The organism is Microbacterium sp. EB106-03-03-XG65, assembly GCF_058791955.1.
In genome coordinates this window covers 1872169-1886497 of sequence record NZ_JBYTEB010000001.1, presented here as the reverse complement: position 1 = coordinate 1886497, position 14329 = coordinate 1872169, and the positions used below count along the sequence as shown (strand labels likewise).

Here is a 14329-nt window from a genome sequence, read left to right as displayed (position 1 = left end):
ACCATGAACACCAAGAATCCCGTCCCGCGGCTCCTCGCGGTCGTCGCAGTCTCACTGCTGGCACTGACCGGCTGCGCGGCCGAGGCCACCCCCGCCGCTACGGAGCGCGCTCGTGCGGGCGACGTCGTCATGATCCACGATTCGTGGGTGAAGTCCGCCGAAGAGGGCATGTCAGCCGCGTTCGGCTCTCTCGTCAACGACGGCGCGGACGACGTGACTGTCGTCTCCGTGACGTCGGATGCGTCGAGCACGCTCGAACTGCACGAGACCGTCGAGAACGAGTCCGGTGAGATGGTGATGCGCGAGATCGAAGGCGGCTTCGTGATCCCCGGGGGCGGCGAGCTCGCCCTCGAACCGGGCGCGAACCACATCATGCTCATGGATCTCACCGCCCCGCTGAAGGCGGGCGATGAGGCGACCTTCACGCTCACGTTCTCCGATGACTCCACGTACGAGTTCACCGCTCCGGTCAAGGACTACTCGGGCGCGAACGAGAACTACGAGTCGGACGACGAGCACGAAGGCATGGATCACTGATGCCCGCGCCCGCTGAGGGCGCCCGCTCCCGTCGCACCGGGTCGACCCGGCGGCAGTTCCTCCTCGGAGGGGCTGTCGCCGGCGTCGGCGCGGTCGCGGCGGTCGGAGTGGACCTCGCCCTGAACCGTCAGACCCCTGACCCCGCCCCCACAGCGACGCCGATGAACGGTGACGAGGTCGTGCCGTACTTCGGCGTGCACCAGGCCGGGATCGACACCGCCGCCCAGGCGCACGGTGTCTTCGTCGCTCTCGACCTGCATGCCGACGTCGACCGCGAGGCGCTCACGCGCCTGATGCGCATCCTCACCGACGACGCAGCGCGGCTCACCCAGGGCACGCCTGCCCTCGCCGACTCCGAACCCGAGCTCGCGCTCTCACCGGCGCGGCTCACCGTGACGTTCGGCTTCGGCCCCGGTTTCGTGACGCGAGCCGGCGTGCAGGGTCCGGCCTGGCTCGCACCGCTGCCCGCGTTCCGGGTGGACCAGCTGCGGCCGGAGTTCTCCCACGGCGACCTGCTGCTGCAGATCGCCGGCGACGACCCGCTCACGGTCGCGCACGCGACGCGGATGCTGCTGAAGGATGCTCGAGGGTTCGCCGACATCCGCTGGACTCAACAGGGGTTCCGCCGTGCGTACGGCACGGAGCGGCCGGGCACCACCATGCGCAACCTGTTCGGCCAGGTCGACGGCACGACGAATCCGCAACCGGGGACGACGGACTTCGACCAGGTGGTCTGGACCGAGACGGACGGCTGGCTCGCCGGCGGCACCGGCATGGTGGTGCGTCGCATCCGCATGGATCTCGACAAGTGGGATCGACTGGACCGCAGCGGTCGCGACGCCTCGATCGGCCGGACCCTGGCGAACGGGGCACCTCTGACCGGGACCGAGGAATTCGACGAACCCGACTTCGAAGCGACAACGGCCATCGGCTTTCCCGTGATCCCGCAGTTCGCCCACATCCGCCGTGCCCGGGGTGACGGCTCCGAGCGGATCTTCCGCCGCGCCTTCAACTACGACGAGCGTCCGGCCGGCGCCGAGGTCTCCGACTCCGGCCTCATCTTCGTCTCGTTCCAAGCCGATATCGACCGCCAGTTCACGCCCATGCAGCAGCGCCTTGACGAGCTCGACCTGCTCAACGAGTGGACGACCCCCCTCGGATCTGCCGTCTTCGCCGTTCCGCCCGGATGCCGCGAGGGCGGATTCATCGGCGACACCCTCCTCTCCTGAAAGCCGCATCCTGTGACCCTCACCCCTACACCCACACCGCCGCCTTCCTCTGCGGATGGTGCAAGCCGCCGCGGCTGGTTCGGCCCTCTGCTCCTTCGGCTGCACTTCTACGCCGGCATCCTCGTCGGGCCGTTCATCGTCGTCGCCGCCCTGAGCGGCGCTCTCTACGCGCTCACCCCGCAGCTCGAACAAGCCGTCTATGCGCATGAGCTCCACGCGCCGAAGACGGACACCACCCTCACCCTCGCCGCGCAGATCGACGCCGCGGATGACTACATGGGCGACGACGCGACCCTGTTCGCCGTGCGCCCCGCGCCGGAGAACGGCGACACGACCCGCATCATGTACGCCGAGGAAGGCCTCGAGCCCAGCGAGTCCCGCGCCGTTTTCGTCGACCCCGGCACCGCAGAGGTGCGTGGCGATCTCATCGTCTACGGCACCAGCGGCTCGACGCCCCTGCGCACCTGGATCAGCAACCTGCACCGCAATCTGCACCTCGGCGACGCCGGACGCCTCTACAGCGAGCTCGCCGCATCATGGCTCGGAATCGTCGCGGTCGCCGGCCTCGCCCTCTGGATCACGCGCATCCGCAGAGCACGCGCCAAGAAGGACTTCCTCCGTCCGAATCGCACCCACACCGGCTCCCGTCGCCTGTTCGGATGGCACGCCTCGGTCGGCATCTGGGTTCTGCTCGGTGCGCTGTTCCTCTCCGCGACCGGCATCACCTGGTCCCAGTACGCGGGGGCCAACGTGAGCAGCGTGCGCGCCTCCCTCGACTGGGGCACACCATCGGTCAGCACGGCCCTCGACGGGCAGGCCGCGGATGCCGACGAGCACGCCCACCACCACGGCGCCCAGAACGCGCCGACGGGAGCTGCGAATCCGGCGACCTTCGACGCGATCCTCGCCATCGCGCAGCGCGAGAACATCAACACGGGACAGGTCGAGATCAAGCCGCCCGCCGAACCTGGCACGGCCTGGACGGTCCGCGAGATCAAGACCAGCTTCCCCACGGAAGGGGATTCCCTGGCCGTCGACGGCAGCGCCATGCAGGTCGTCGATCGCGTCGACTTCGCCGACTTCTCGCTCCCCGCCAAGCTCGCCAGCTGGGGCGTGAACCTGCACATGGGGGTCATGTTCGGGCTCGCGAACCAGATCGTGCTCTTCGTGATCGCCATCGCACTCACGGGCATGGTCGTCCTCGGCTACCTCATGTGGTGGAAGCGCCGACCTGGCGGAGACACCACCCGCGTCGTGGGCCGCCCGCCTGCCCCGGCGCTCCGTGAAGCGCCCTGGTGGGGCGTCGTCGCAGTCGCCGCCGCATCCGTTCTCGTCGGCGTCTGGCTCCCCCTGGTCGGGTGGACGCTCCTCGGGTTCATCGTCGTGGATGTCGTACTCCGGTGGACGCTTCGCAGCCGGTCTCGGGGGCTCACCCCACGAAGGTGAGCCCCCCGATGTGCGCGGCGCCCGACGCGAGCATCCTGAAGTCGATCACTTCGCGCTCCGGGTGTCTCACGCGGAGCGCACCCATTCGACTGAAAGCAGGAACACTCATGGCTGACCTCATCGTCATCGCATACGACTCCGAGACCGACGCGGAGGCCGCCTACAACCGCGTGCAGGAGCTGCAGGGCGACCTCGTGGTCGAACTCTCGGGTCTCGCGCTGGTCAAGGTCGACGGCGAGGGGAAGACCAAGGTCGAGTACCCCGCGACCGCGGGCAAGGTGGGCGCTGGTGCCGCGGGCGGCGCTCTGTTCGGAGCGCTGATCGGCATCCTCTTCTTCGTGCCGTTCGCCGGCCTCATCTTCGGCGGTCTCTTCGGGGCGCTCTTTGCCGGACTCGACAAGACCGGGCTGGATGCGGAGTTCCGCGACCGGGTGAAGTCGACCGTGAGCGCAGGCAAGTCCGCCGTCGTGATCTACGCGATCAAGCTCACCGAAGACAAGTTCGCGGCTGCGCTCGCGCCGTACAACGGCACCGTCGTGCAGACCTCGCTGTCGGAGGATGATGAGAAGGCACTGATCCACGATCTCGACGCTCGCTGATCCGACACCGGGCGCCGCGACGACACGGCGCCCGGCCGTCGCCGCTCAGTCGTCCCTGGTCGTGGTCGTCGTGGCGGCCGAGTCCTGCTCGTCTTCCTCACGCCGGACTCTCGAGGTGGCGCCGAGCGAGATCGTCGAGAAGAGCCCGAGAGTGAGGAACCCGGCGGCCGTCCATGCGGCGAACCGCGTGCCGTCGGAGAACGCGGACTTCGCGTCCTCGGCGATCTCCGACATCCCGGGCTGTGCATCGAGTCCGCTGATCGCGGCCCCGGCGCTGTCGACGACTGACGAGACGATCCGGTCTCGCTGCTCAGAAGGCACGCCGCGAGCATCGAGGGAGGAATCGAGGATGCCGGCAGTGCTCGTGAAGAGCACCGTGCCGAGAACCGCCACGCCGAGCGCCGCACCGAGCTGCCTCGACGTCGATTGCGTCCCCGACGCCGCACCGCTCTCGGCCACCGGCACGTCGGCCAGCACGACGCCGGTCAGCTGCGCCGTGGCCAGCCCGACACCGAGACCGTAGACGAACAGGAACGGCACGAGGGGCACCCACGAGGCCCCCGGGGCGATGACGAACCCGACGCCGGCCACTCCGATGATCTCGGCGACGAGTCCTGCGCGGACGACCCAGACCGGAGCGATCTTCCCGCTCGTCGCACCCGCCGCGCCGCTGGCGACGAACGACCCGCCGGCGAGGGCGAGCAGCAGCAGGCCCGTCTGCAGCGCATCGAAGCCGAGCACGAACTGCAGCCACAGCGGCAGGGCCAGAATGATGCCGAACTCTCCCAGCGAGACCACGGTGGCCGCGATGTTGCCGTTGCGGAACGAGGGGATCGAGAACAGCCGCAGTGCGAGCAGCGTCGGACGCCCCCGCCGTTCGCGATGCACGCCCCAGGCGATGAAGCCGATGAGTCCCACGATCGCCACAGCGAAGGCGAACGGGATGGGCGACAGATCGAGCGGCCAGGTCCAGTCTCCGATGCGGGGCCGCTGGTCGACCAGCCACCATCCGTAGGTGCGTCCCTCGATCAGGCCGAAGACGAGGCTCGCCATCGTCACGACCGACAGGAGGGCTCCCACGACGTCGATCTTCGCGGTGCGGTCGCCCCGCGATTCGCCGACCGTCAGCAGGACGCCGATCACGATGATAATCCCGAGCGGGATGTTGATGCCGAACGCCCATCGCCACGAGAACGCCGTCGTCAGCCATCCGCCGAGCAGCGGACCGACGGCGGCCATGCCGCCGATGGTCGAGCCCCACACCGCGAACGCGATGCCCCGCTCTCGTCCGCGGAAGGTCGCGTTGATGATCGACAGGGTCGTGGGCAGGATCATCGCTCCTCCGACGCCCTGCATCAGACGGGCGAGGATGAGCATGCCGCCGTCGGGAGCGAACGCCGCGAGCACGGAAGACGCAGCGAACGCGACGACGCCGATGATCATCACCCGTCGTCGACCGAATCGGTCGGCGAGGGTGCCGAACACCAGCAGCAGAGCCGCGAACACCAGGGTGTACGACTCCTGCACCCACTGGACTTCGGTCGAGGTGATGCCGAGATCATCGACGATCGCCGGTATCGCGACGTTGACGATCGTCGAATCGACGATGATCAGCGACACCGCGATGCTGATGAAGACCAGTCCCGCCCAGCGCAGCCGTTCGTATCGTTCCATGACTACTAGCTTAGCTAGCAAAATCCGCGGGCGGGTCGGCTGTCGCCACCACCACTCCGCGCTGAAGTCGAACGACGCGATCGGCGTCCCCGAGCAGCGCCGTGTCGTGCGAGACGCAGACGACGGCGACCCCACGGCTCACCTCGTCGCGGAGGGCCGAGCGGATCAGCACCGCGCTCTCGACATCGAGCCCCGTGGTCGGCTCGTCGAGCAGCAGCAGATCGGCAGATCGGGCGAGGCCCTGCGCGAGCAGCGCGCGCTGCTGCTGGCCGCCGGACAACGCAGAGAAGGGATCGGACGCGAGCGGGCCGATGTCGAGTCGCGCCATCGACCGATCGATGACCTCTCGCGCGGCGGCGTCCGGCCGACGCCACCATCCGAGTCGCCCCCACACCCCCACGCTCACGACGTCGCGCACCGTGACAGGGAGCCGCTCCGAGATCGCGGTGCGCTGCGGAACGAGTGCGAGCGCGCCGTTCACCCGCCGCTCGCCGGCGCGCGATTCACGCACTCCGGCGAGCACCTCGAGCAGCGTCGACTTGCCGGCTCCGTTCGGGCCCGCGATCACCAGCAGTTCACCGCGCTGCAGAACGAGATCCACCCCGCGCAGGACGTCCTTCCCTCGATAGGCGACGTGGATGCCTGTCAGGACGCCGAGCGGCGAGATCTCGAGAGCGTGAACTGTCATGTCTCCACTATACGAGTTTGATAATCATTCTCAGTAACGGCTAGGGTCGGGAGATGTGACAGATCCGCTCCCCCTCGTCTTCGCCCCGTTCGCCTTCGACTTCGTTCAACGCGGCATGGTCGGTGGCGCCCTGGTCGCGGTGCTGTGCGGAATCGTGGGGACCTGGGTCGTGATCCGCGGCATGGCGTTTCTCGGCGAGGCACTCGCGCACGGAATGCTCCCCGGCGTCGCGCTCGCCACCGTGGCGGGGCTTCCTGTGCTCGTCGGCGGTGCGCTGAGTGCGATCGCCATGAGCGTGGGCATCGGCGCACTGCAGCGTCGGGCACGCCTCTCGTACGACACCAGCATCGGCCTGCTCTTCGTCTCGATGCTCGCACTCGGCGTCATCGTGATCTCGCACTCGGGGAGTTTCGCCACAGACGCGACCGCCATCCTGTTCGGCGACATCCTCGCCATCACTGAGAGCGACCTGCTGATCCTGGCCGCAGCGGCAGCCGTGGGAGTCGTCACGGCGGCGGCATGCCACCGAGCTTTCGTCGCTCTGGCATTCGACACGCGGATCGCATCCGTTCTCGGGCTCCGCCCGCGACTCGCCCAGGCCGCGCTCGTCGGGCTGGTGACCCTCGCGATCGTCGCGTCGTATCAGGCGGTCGGCTCGATGCTCGTCGTGGGCCTGCTGCTCGCGCCGGCAGTCGCCGCGGGGCAGTGGACGACGCGCATCCCGAGCCGGATGCTGCTCGCGTGCGTGTTCGGCGTCGCCGCCGTGGCGCTCGGCCTCCTCGCCTCGTGGCACCTCGCCACCGCCGCCGGAGCCTCCGTCGCCGCCGCGGCCATCCTGCTCACCGGCGCGTCGTGGACGACGCGGCGAGTGGTGGGCGGTATCCGTCGTTCGCCCCGTGCTGTGGAACCCGTGCTGTCCCGATGACTCTTCCCTCCTCCCCCGCCAGAAAGGTCACTGTGCCCTCCCGAAGCAAAGCCCTCTCCACCCTCGCAGCCCTCGGAACTCTCGCTCTCACTCTGGCTGCCTGCGCGGGCGAGACGACGCCAGATCAGACCCCCGTTCCGGGCACCGCTGCCAGCGAAGCCGGGCACGGCGCGATCGTCGGTGCCGAAGAGCTCGCCGAGCCACGCCTCGGCCTCACCACGATCGACACGGACGGTCTCGTGACCCACCTCGACCTTCTCGACGAGAGCGTCACCGAGCTCGGCACGGTGACTCCGCCGACGGCGATGACGACGGACGGGCGCTACCTCTTCGCGGACTCCGCAGAGGGCGTGGAGATCGTCGACAGCGGCGTCTGGACGTGGGATCACGTCGACCATTTCCACTACTACCGGGCCGCACCCGAGCTGCTGGGCAAGGTTCCCGGCGAGGGTGCGGCCACGATCGCCACGACGAACAGCTCCACGTCGGGTGGCACGGGGATCTCGTTCGCCGGGTCCGGCGATGCCGTGCTGCTCGACACCGAGGCCCTGTCGCGAGGCGAGATCCACGAGCTGTTCCGACTCGAACGCGAACCGCATGACGGCCTCGTCGTGCCCGTCGGATCGTTCGCCCTCGTGACCCGGAGCGACGGCGGTGAAGCGACGACCGTCGCCGGCTACGACGCAGGCGGACAACCGACAGGGCTCGAGCACCCGTGCGCGACCCCCTCGGGCACCATCACGACGCGCGTCGGGGCCGTGATCGGATGCGCCGACGGTGCAGTGCTCGCGCACGTCGACGGTGGCGAACTGATCGTCGAGCACATCCCGCACCCTGCGGGTGCGACGCCGTCGACGATCTCATCGTTCGACAACCGCGAGGGGCGACCGACCGTCGCAGCCCTCGCGGGACCGACCGACATACGCCTGCTCGACACCCGCACGCGCACGTGGACGCTGCTCGCCTCCTCCGTGCCGCTCGCGCAGGTGACGGCGGTCGACGACGAGGCCGGCCACCTGCTCGCACTCGCTCAGGACGGCCGGATGCTCGTGCTGAGTGCCGATGACGGGTCTCTGCTCGCCGAGACCCCACCACTGGTCGCCGACTCCCTCTCGAGCAGTATGTCGCCGACGCTCATCGCCGACCAGCACCGCGCCTACCTCAGCGCCCCCGCGGAGCGCCGACTATACGAGATCGACTACGCCGACGGCGCGCGCATCGCCCGCACCTTCGACACCGCCACAGAACCGGCCTTCGTCGCCGAGACGGGACGCTGACCCATGCGCCTCACTCGTCTCCTGGCGGTCGTCACCGTGCTCGGTCTCGCCGCCCTCCCGCTCGCCGGCTGCGCGGCGGACGACGATGAGCGACCGCTGGTCATCGTGTCCACGAACATCCTCGGCGACGTCGTCGGCGAGATCGTCGGCGACCAGGCGCGGGTCGTGACCCTCATGAAGCCGAACGCCGACCCGCATTCGTTCGAGATCTCCGCCCAGGAGGCGGCCAGCCTGCGAAGTGCGGATCTGATCGTCTCGAACGGGCTCGGCCTCGAAGAGGGGCTGCAGCAGCACCTCGACGCGGCGGCGGCGACCGACGTGCCGCTGTTCGCTGCCGGCGACGCGATCGAGGTCCTCGACTACAGCACGGGCGATGCCTCCGGGATGCCGGACTCGCACTTCTGGACCGACCCTGCGCGCATGATCGACGTGGTCGATGCGCTCGAACCCGCGCTGGCCGAGATCGACGGGGTCGACATCGACGCGCTGTCGGCGGGCGTCGCCGAATACCGCACCGCTGTGCTGTCTCTCGACGATGAGATGAGCGCCGCGTTCGCCACGATCCCCGACGATCGCCGCGCGCTCGTCACCAATCATCACGTGTTCGGCTACCTCGCTCAGCGCTTCGACTTCACGGTCGTGGGCGCCGTGATCCCGGGCGGCACGACTCTCGCGGCACCCTCCGCATCCGACCTCGCCGATCTCGTCGATGCGGTCGAACAGACCGGAGTGCCGACGATCTTCGCCGAGTCGTCCTCGCCCGACCGGCTCGTGCAGGCCCTCGCCGCCGAAGCCGATGTGCACGTCGACGTCACCGAGCTGTTCACCGAGTCGCTCACCGACGACGACGGCGGGGCGCCCGACTACCTGACCATGATGCGCGTCAACACCGAGCGCATCGTCTCGGGTCTCACGCCGTGAGACCTCCCACCAAGAAGAAAGAAGATGCGGAATGAAGACATCTCCTCTGCGCAGGGCGTCCCTGGGCGCCCTGGCACTCGGCGCCGTCGTCGCGCTGGCCTCGTGCTCGACGGCGACCGACACCGGCAGTGCTCCCACCGCCGACGACGCGTCGGCGGCCGAGGCCGGCCCGCGCCTCGCCCTCTCCTACGAGGGCGGCATCCTCGTTCTCGACGGCGAGACCCTCGAGACCGTCGCCGACTTCGAGTCCGAGCCTTTCACCCGCCTGAATCAGGCCGGCGACGACCGTCACGTGATGGTCACGATGAGCGAGGGGTTCCAGGTGCTCGACACCGGGGCGGGTTCCCCGGACGAGCCGGCGCTCACCGACGACGTGTTCGCCGCCGACACCCCCGGACACGTCGTGCGGCACGCGGACAAGACGATCCTGTATGCCGACGGCACGAGCGACACCACGATCTTCGAGACCGCCGACCTCACCGGCGCCGACGGGCTTCCCGAGACGCGCACGATCGACGGCGTGGAAGCCCACCACGGGGTGTCGGTGCTGCTCGAAGACGGCACCTTCCTCACCACGGTCGGCAACGCCGACGGGCGGGACGGGATCGTCGTGAGCGACGCGGACGGTACCGAGATCGCGTCGTCGGATCAGTGCCCCGGCGTGCACGGCGAGGGCACGGCCGCGAACGAGGCTGTCGTCTTCGGCTGCGAGGACGGTGCGCTGCTGTACACCGACGGACAGATCACCAAGCTCGACGCGCCGGATCAGCCGTACGGTCGCATGGGCAACGCCTGGGTCAGCGAGACCAGCCCGATCATCGTCGGCGACTACAAGAGCGATCCGGATGCCGAGGGCTACCTTCTCAGTGCGGTGACGCTGATCGACACCGCGGCGAAGACCTACGAGGTCGTCGACCTGCCGGAGGGCGTCGAGTACACCTTCCGCGACGTGGTTCGCGGTCCGGACGACCTCGCGTACATCCTGGCCTCCGACGGTTCCATCCACGTGCTCGACCCCGAGACGGGCGAGGTCACCGAGAGCTTCCCGGTCGTCGAGGCGTGGGAGAGCCCGGTCGAGTGGCAGGATCCGCACCCCGCGATCGTCGTCGCCGGCGACGTCGCCTACGTCACCGAGCCCGCCGCGAACAGCGTGCATGCCGTCGATCTGACGACGGGCGAGGTCGTGGCGAGCACCGAGTTGGACGTCACTCCGAACGAGCTCGCCCCCGCGGCGGGCTGATCCTTCGAGGCAGACCGACGCCGACAGGGCGGGGTGGGAGCGTGTGCTCCCACCCCGCCCTGTCACTGGAAAGCGTCGACCAATATTTCGCTGATGGGCGGTGAAATCCAATCCGCATTCCGGATGCTTCCGAACCGGTTGTATGACGCTCACCTCCTCCGCGCCATCACTCCTGCTGTCCCGGCTCGCCGCCACGCTGCGAGCGGCAATCCCGCAGCTCGCCACTTTCGGCGGCGTGGGACCATCGCCTTCGTCGTCGACGTCGGCGGATACAACCTGCTCCGAATGACCGTGATGCCCGGCCAGGTGATCTGGGTGAAGGTGATCCCGGTGACCGTGGCGACCGGCGTCGCGTGGCTGGGCCATCGGTACGTCACGATGTGGGCGAGGTCATGATGTTGCCTCCTGAGGAGTGCGGAAGACCAGGAACCGATACGTGAAGTAGCGGAAGAGGGTGCCGAGGACGAGACCGATCACGTTCCCGGAGATGTTGTCGGCAAGGGGAGAGGTGAAGCTGGAAGGCCGTCACGGTCCACGGTCCGGTGAGCGGACGCGGCCGTTTCGACGACGACCAGTGGGAGCTCTACCACTCGGATGTCGACCGCGCCGAGTCCCACGACCTCGCCGCGGAGCATCCCGAGAAGCTCGACGAACTCAAGGGTCTCTGGATGCAGGAGGCGGAGGCGAACCTCGTCCTGCCCCTCAACGACCTGCAGGTGCTCGGGAATCCGAAGGACTTCGAGACCTTCATCGCGATGGAGTTCCACCAGCCCGCTCCCCCGTCCGGCCGGTTCATCTATTACCCCGACACGAGCGAAGTGCCCGAGCGTTCGGCGGCGAATGTCCACGGCGTCTCCTACAAGATCGCGGCGGAGGTCGAGTTCACTCCTGAGACCGAAGGCGTCATCGTCGCGCACGGCTCTCGATTCGGCGGGCACGCACTCGTCGTGAAGGACGGCGAGGTGCACTACCTGTACAACTTCCTCGGCATCCCGCCGGAGGATCGCGTCTCCGCGCCGGCACCGACCTCGGGGCGGCACATCATCGGCGCGGAGTTCGTCAAGGAGGGCGCGGGCGAGCATCGGGAAGGCGTGGGTCCACTGAAGCTGTACATCGACGAGGAGCAGGTCGCCGAGGGCAGGATCCGCACGGTGCTCGGGCACTTCTCGCTCTGCGGCGAGGGACTGACGATCGGCCGCGACAGCGCCGACCCCGTCTCGTCTCTGTACGGCTACGGATTCGACTTCGCCGGAGGCGAGATCACCCAGGTGGTGTTCGACATCGCGGACGATGCCTACTTGGACCTCGAAGCGCATCTGGCCGCCGCGATGGCCCGAGACTGACGGCGCGCGCACCCGGGGCCTCGGCGCCCCGGGTGCCCCGTCTCCCCGCAATTAAGTTGTGCACAACCTAATTGAGTGCAATACTTACGGCATGGCCGTGACCGATGAGATGGTGTGCTTCTCGCTGTACTCCGCCGCCCGCGCGACGACGCAGGCGTACCGCGCGCTCCTCGCGCCCTGGGGTCTGACGTACCCGCAGTACCTCGTGCTCGCCATCCTCTGGATGGAGGGCGAGCAGACCATCGGGTCACTGGGCGACGCCATGCAGCTCGACTCGGGCACCCTCTCTCCCCTCGTTCGACGCCTCGAGCAGGCAGGCTACGTGGCACGAGCCCGCAGCTCGGCCGATGAACGGGTCGTCACCGTGCGGCTGACGGACACCGGCATGGCTCTGCGCACCGAGGTCGCTCCGGTCCACACGAAGATCGCCGCTCTCGCCGGCATGCAGGACGACGACCAGCGTCACCGCTTGATCACCGAGCTGCAGGAGCTCACCGCGCGCCTGCAGCTCGCCGACTGACCCCAACCCGGAAGGAGTCCACACGATGGACGCTCTCTACACCGCAGAAGCACTCGCCACCGGAGCAGGCCGCAACGGCCGCGTCACCACGGGCGAGGGCCGACTCGACCTCGACCTCGCCATCCCGAAGGAGATGGGCGGCAGCGGCGACGGCGCCAACCCCGAGCAGCTGTTCGCCGCCGGCTACGCCGCGTGCTTCCACTCCGCCCTGCAGACCGTCGCACGCGCGCAGAAGGTGAAGATCACCGATTCGTCGGTCGGCGCCCGAGTGCAGATCGGATCCAACGGCAACGGCGGCTTCGGCCTGGCCGTGCAGCTCGAGGTCGTCATCCCCGACCTGCCGCGCGAGCAGGCGCAGTCGCTCGCAGACGCCGCTCACCAGGTCTGCCCGTACTCCAACGCCACGCGGGGCAACATCGACGTCTCGATCACCGTTTCCGACGACTGATCCGTTCCCGCATTCACCACGACCGATCCCACAAGGAGACATTCATGCGCGCACTCACCCACGACACCTTCGGCGATCCCGAGCAGGTCCTCACCGTCACCGAGCGTCCCACGCCCGAGCCCGGCCCCGGCCAGGTCCGACTGCGGATCGTCCTCTCCCCCATCCACAACCACGATCTGTGGACGATCCGCGGCACCTACGGCTTCAAGCCCGAGCTCCCCGCGGCATCCGGCACCGAGGCTCTCGGCATCGTGGATGCGCTGGGCGAAGGTGTCGAGAACCTCTCCGTCGGTCAGCGGGTCGCGACGGGTGGAACGTTCGGCGCCTGGGCGGAATACGTCGTCGCGAACGCCGCCGGCCTCATCCCCGTGCCGGAGTCGCTCAGCGACGAGAGCGCGGCGCAGCTCGTCTCGATGCCGTTCAGCACCATCAGCCTGCTGCAGTTCCTGGGAGCGGAGGAGGGCGACTGGATCGTCCAGAACGCGGCGAACGGCGCGGTCGGTCGCATGCTCGCACAGCTCGGTGCCGCCCGTGGCGTCAACGTCATCGGGCTCGTGCGTCGCTCGGCCGGAGTCGACGAGCTGCGCGAGCAGGGCATCGACAACGTCGTCTCCACGGATGCGGAGGGGTGGCGCGAGCAGATCGCCGAGATCACCGGGGGCGCGCACATCGCCTTCGGCATCGACTCGGTGGGCGGCTCGTCGGCCGGCGACGTGCTGTCGCTCCTCGGCGAGGGCGGCACGCTCGTCGCGTTCGGTGCGATGAACTCCCCCACGATGGAGATCGCCTCGGGCGACGTCATCTTCAAGCAGGCGACCGTCAAGGGCTTCTGGGGCAGCAAGGTGATACAGACCATGGATGCCGGCACCCGCGGCGCCCTGTTCGGGGAGCTGATCCAGCGCGTGAGCGACGGCACCCTGACCCTTCCCGTCGCCGGCGTCTTCGATGCGGCGGATGCCGCCGAGGCAGTGCGCGCGAGCAACACCGCGGGCCGGGTGGGCAAGGTGCTCCTGCAGTTCTGAGCCCGGAGTGCACCCGGCCGCGGCGATGTCGGCGGCCGGGTGCACACTCGGCAGATGGAGATCACACTCGCACAGCCGGCGGGACTCGTCGTGAGCCCCGCCTTCAGCCATGTCGCCGTCGTCCCGCCCGGGGCCACGACGGTCCACGTCGGCGGCCAGAACGGCGTCGACGAGACGGGCGCGCTCGTCTCGACGGATGCCGCAGAGCAGTCCCTCCGAGCCGTCCAGAACGCTCGCATCGCCCTCGAGTCAGCGGGCGCGAGCCTCGACGATGTCATCAGCTGGACGATCTACATCCACCAGGATGCCGATCTTCGCGCCGCCTATGGGGCTGTCGCAGCGACGCTCGCCCGCGACGGCGCCCCTCCGCTCGTGACGGCAGCCCTGGTCGCGGGTCTCGGCGTCCCGGGAGCGCTGATCGAGGTGAGCGCGATCGCCGCCGTCATGCGCGATTGACGGA

16 protein-coding genes are annotated in these 14329 nt (G+C 68.9%); 14 read left to right on the top strand and 2 right to left on the bottom strand.

Annotation, left to right across the window (positions count from 1 at the left end; translation table 11 throughout):
- The first annotated feature begins 3 nt into the window (after nucleotides 1–3).
- The 4 genes from AC3WS6_RS08820 (at nucleotide 4) to AC3WS6_RS08805 (ending at nucleotide 3811) form a co-directional block, all read left to right on the top strand.
- Nucleotides 4–537: a copper chaperone PCu(A)C gene (locus AC3WS6_RS08820; protein WP_492500659.1), complete on the top strand. Its 534-nt coding sequence runs from the start codon at nucleotides 4–6 to the stop codon at nucleotides 535–537.
- Entirely contained in the window at nucleotides 537–1766 is a 1230-nt protein-coding gene (locus tag AC3WS6_RS08815) for a Dyp-type peroxidase (RefSeq protein ID WP_492500658.1), read from the top strand. The genes AC3WS6_RS08820 and AC3WS6_RS08815 overlap by 1 nt, the downstream gene beginning before the upstream one ends.
- Nucleotides 1767–1778: 12 nt before the next feature.
- Nucleotides 1779–3212: a PepSY-associated TM helix domain-containing protein gene (locus AC3WS6_RS08810; protein ID WP_492500657.1), complete on the top strand. Its 1434-nt coding sequence runs from the start codon at nucleotides 1779–1781 to the stop codon at nucleotides 3210–3212.
- A gap of 107 nt (nucleotides 3213–3319) precedes the next feature.
- Nucleotides 3320–3811, top strand: coding sequence for a DUF1269 domain-containing protein (locus tag AC3WS6_RS08805; RefSeq protein WP_492500656.1), 492 nt, complete (start codon nucleotides 3320–3322; stop codon nucleotides 3809–3811).
- A 45-nt stretch (nucleotides 3812–3856) separates the two neighbouring features.
- Here the strand turns inward: AC3WS6_RS08805 and AC3WS6_RS08800 are convergent, their stop codons facing one another.
- Together AC3WS6_RS08800 and aztA are read right to left on the bottom strand one after the other, a co-directional pair.
- Nucleotides 3857–5485, bottom strand: a complete 1629-nt coding sequence (locus AC3WS6_RS08800) for a DHA2 family efflux MFS transporter permease subunit (protein WP_492500655.1) — start codon at nucleotides 5483–5485, stop codon at nucleotides 3857–3859.
- A 10-nt stretch (nucleotides 5486–5495) separates the two neighbouring features.
- A complete protein-coding gene (aztA, locus tag AC3WS6_RS08795) occupies nucleotides 5496–6173 on the bottom strand; it encodes a zinc ABC transporter ATP-binding protein AztA (RefSeq protein WP_492500654.1) in 678 nt (225 codons plus the stop codon).
- Nucleotides 6174–6288: 115 nt separating this feature from the next.
- On the opposite strand from aztA, the gene aztB reads away from it, so the two are divergent.
- The 10 genes from aztB to AC3WS6_RS08745 all read left to right on the top strand — a co-directional run bounded on the left by aztB (nucleotide 6289) and on the right by AC3WS6_RS08745 (nucleotide 14325).
- Nucleotides 6289–7098, top strand: a complete 810-nt coding sequence (aztB, locus tag AC3WS6_RS08790; RefSeq protein WP_492501476.1) for a zinc ABC transporter permease AztB — start codon at nucleotides 6289–6291, stop codon at nucleotides 7096–7098.
- A 32-nt stretch (nucleotides 7099–7130) separates the two neighbouring features.
- Entirely contained in the window at nucleotides 7131–8375 is a 1245-nt protein-coding gene (locus AC3WS6_RS08785) for an ABC transporter (protein ID WP_492500653.1), read from the top strand.
- A gap of 3 nt (nucleotides 8376–8378) precedes the next feature.
- A complete protein-coding gene (gene aztC / locus AC3WS6_RS08780; protein WP_492500652.1) occupies nucleotides 8379–9296 on the top strand; it encodes a zinc ABC transporter substrate-binding protein AztC in 918 nt (305 codons plus the stop codon).
- Nucleotides 9297–9327: 31 nt separating this feature from the next.
- Complete coding sequence (gene aztD, locus AC3WS6_RS08775) at nucleotides 9328–10536, top strand: zinc metallochaperone AztD (RefSeq protein WP_492500651.1); 1209 nt, start codon at nucleotides 9328–9330, stop codon at nucleotides 10534–10536.
- Between the two features lie 93 nt (nucleotides 10537–10629).
- Nucleotides 10630–10932 (top strand): hypothetical protein, encoded by a 303-nt coding sequence (locus AC3WS6_RS08770; protein WP_492500650.1) that lies wholly within the window; start codon nucleotides 10630–10632, stop codon nucleotides 10930–10932.
- A gap of 146 nt (nucleotides 10933–11078) precedes the next feature.
- Nucleotides 11079–11879, top strand: a complete 801-nt coding sequence (locus tag AC3WS6_RS08765) for a hypothetical protein (protein WP_492500649.1) — start codon at nucleotides 11079–11081, stop codon at nucleotides 11877–11879.
- 91 nt (nucleotides 11880–11970) lie between these two features.
- Nucleotides 11971–12399: a MarR family winged helix-turn-helix transcriptional regulator gene (locus tag AC3WS6_RS08760; RefSeq protein WP_053095719.1), complete on the top strand. Its 429-nt coding sequence runs from the start codon at nucleotides 11971–11973 to the stop codon at nucleotides 12397–12399.
- Nucleotides 12400–12424: 25 nt separating this feature from the next.
- Nucleotides 12425–12847: an organic hydroperoxide resistance protein gene (locus AC3WS6_RS08755; protein ID WP_492500648.1), complete on the top strand. Its 423-nt coding sequence runs from the start codon at nucleotides 12425–12427 to the stop codon at nucleotides 12845–12847.
- Nucleotides 12848–12891: 44 nt separating this feature from the next.
- On the top strand, nucleotides 12892–13869 hold the full coding sequence (locus tag AC3WS6_RS08750) for a zinc-binding dehydrogenase (RefSeq protein ID WP_492500647.1): 978 nt from the start codon (nucleotides 12892–12894) through the stop codon (nucleotides 13867–13869).
- Between the two features lie 54 nt (nucleotides 13870–13923).
- Nucleotides 13924–14325, top strand: a complete 402-nt coding sequence (locus AC3WS6_RS08745; RefSeq protein ID WP_492500646.1) for a RidA family protein — start codon at nucleotides 13924–13926, stop codon at nucleotides 14323–14325.
- Nucleotides 14326–14329 lie beyond the last annotated feature (4 nt).

What these genes read in the sequence shown, in the direction of transcription:
- AC3WS6_RS08745 (WP_492500646.1), top strand. Translation starts at nt 13,924, where the DNA reads ATGGAGATCACACTCGCACAGCCGGCGGGACTCGTCGTGAGCCCCGCC.
- AC3WS6_RS08800 (WP_492500655.1), bottom strand. Translation starts at nt 5,485, where the DNA reads ATGGAACGATACGAACGGCTGCGCTGGGCGGGACTGGTCTTCATCAGC.
- AC3WS6_RS08760 (WP_053095719.1), top strand. Translation starts at nt 11,971, where the DNA reads ATGGCCGTGACCGATGAGATGGTGTGCTTCTCGCTGTACTCCGCCGCC.
- AC3WS6_RS08755 (WP_492500648.1), top strand. Translation starts at nt 12,425, where the DNA reads ATGGACGCTCTCTACACCGCAGAAGCACTCGCCACCGGAGCAGGCCGC.
- aztB (WP_492501476.1), top strand. Translation starts at nt 6,289, where the DNA reads ATGGTCGGTGGCGCCCTGGTCGCGGTGCTGTGCGGAATCGTGGGGACC.
- AC3WS6_RS08805 (WP_492500656.1), top strand. Translation starts at nt 3,320, where the DNA reads ATGGCTGACCTCATCGTCATCGCATACGACTCCGAGACCGACGCGGAG.
- aztC (WP_492500652.1), top strand. Translation starts at nt 8,379, where the DNA reads ATGCGCCTCACTCGTCTCCTGGCGGTCGTCACCGTGCTCGGTCTCGCC.
- AC3WS6_RS08750 (WP_492500647.1), top strand. Translation starts at nt 12,892, where the DNA reads ATGCGCGCACTCACCCACGACACCTTCGGCGATCCCGAGCAGGTCCTC.
- aztA (WP_492500654.1), bottom strand. Translation starts at nt 6,173, where the DNA reads ATGACAGTTCACGCTCTCGAGATCTCGCCGCTCGGCGTCCTGACAGGC.
- AC3WS6_RS08815 (WP_492500658.1), top strand. Translation starts at nt 537, where the DNA reads ATGCCCGCGCCCGCTGAGGGCGCCCGCTCCCGTCGCACCGGGTCGACC.
- AC3WS6_RS08820 (WP_492500659.1), top strand. Translation starts at nt 4, where the DNA reads ATGAACACCAAGAATCCCGTCCCGCGGCTCCTCGCGGTCGTCGCAGTC.
- aztD (WP_492500651.1), top strand. Translation starts at nt 9,328, where the DNA reads ATGAAGACATCTCCTCTGCGCAGGGCGTCCCTGGGCGCCCTGGCACTC.
- AC3WS6_RS08770 (WP_492500650.1), top strand. Translation starts at nt 10,630, where the DNA reads ATGGGCGGTGAAATCCAATCCGCATTCCGGATGCTTCCGAACCGGTTG.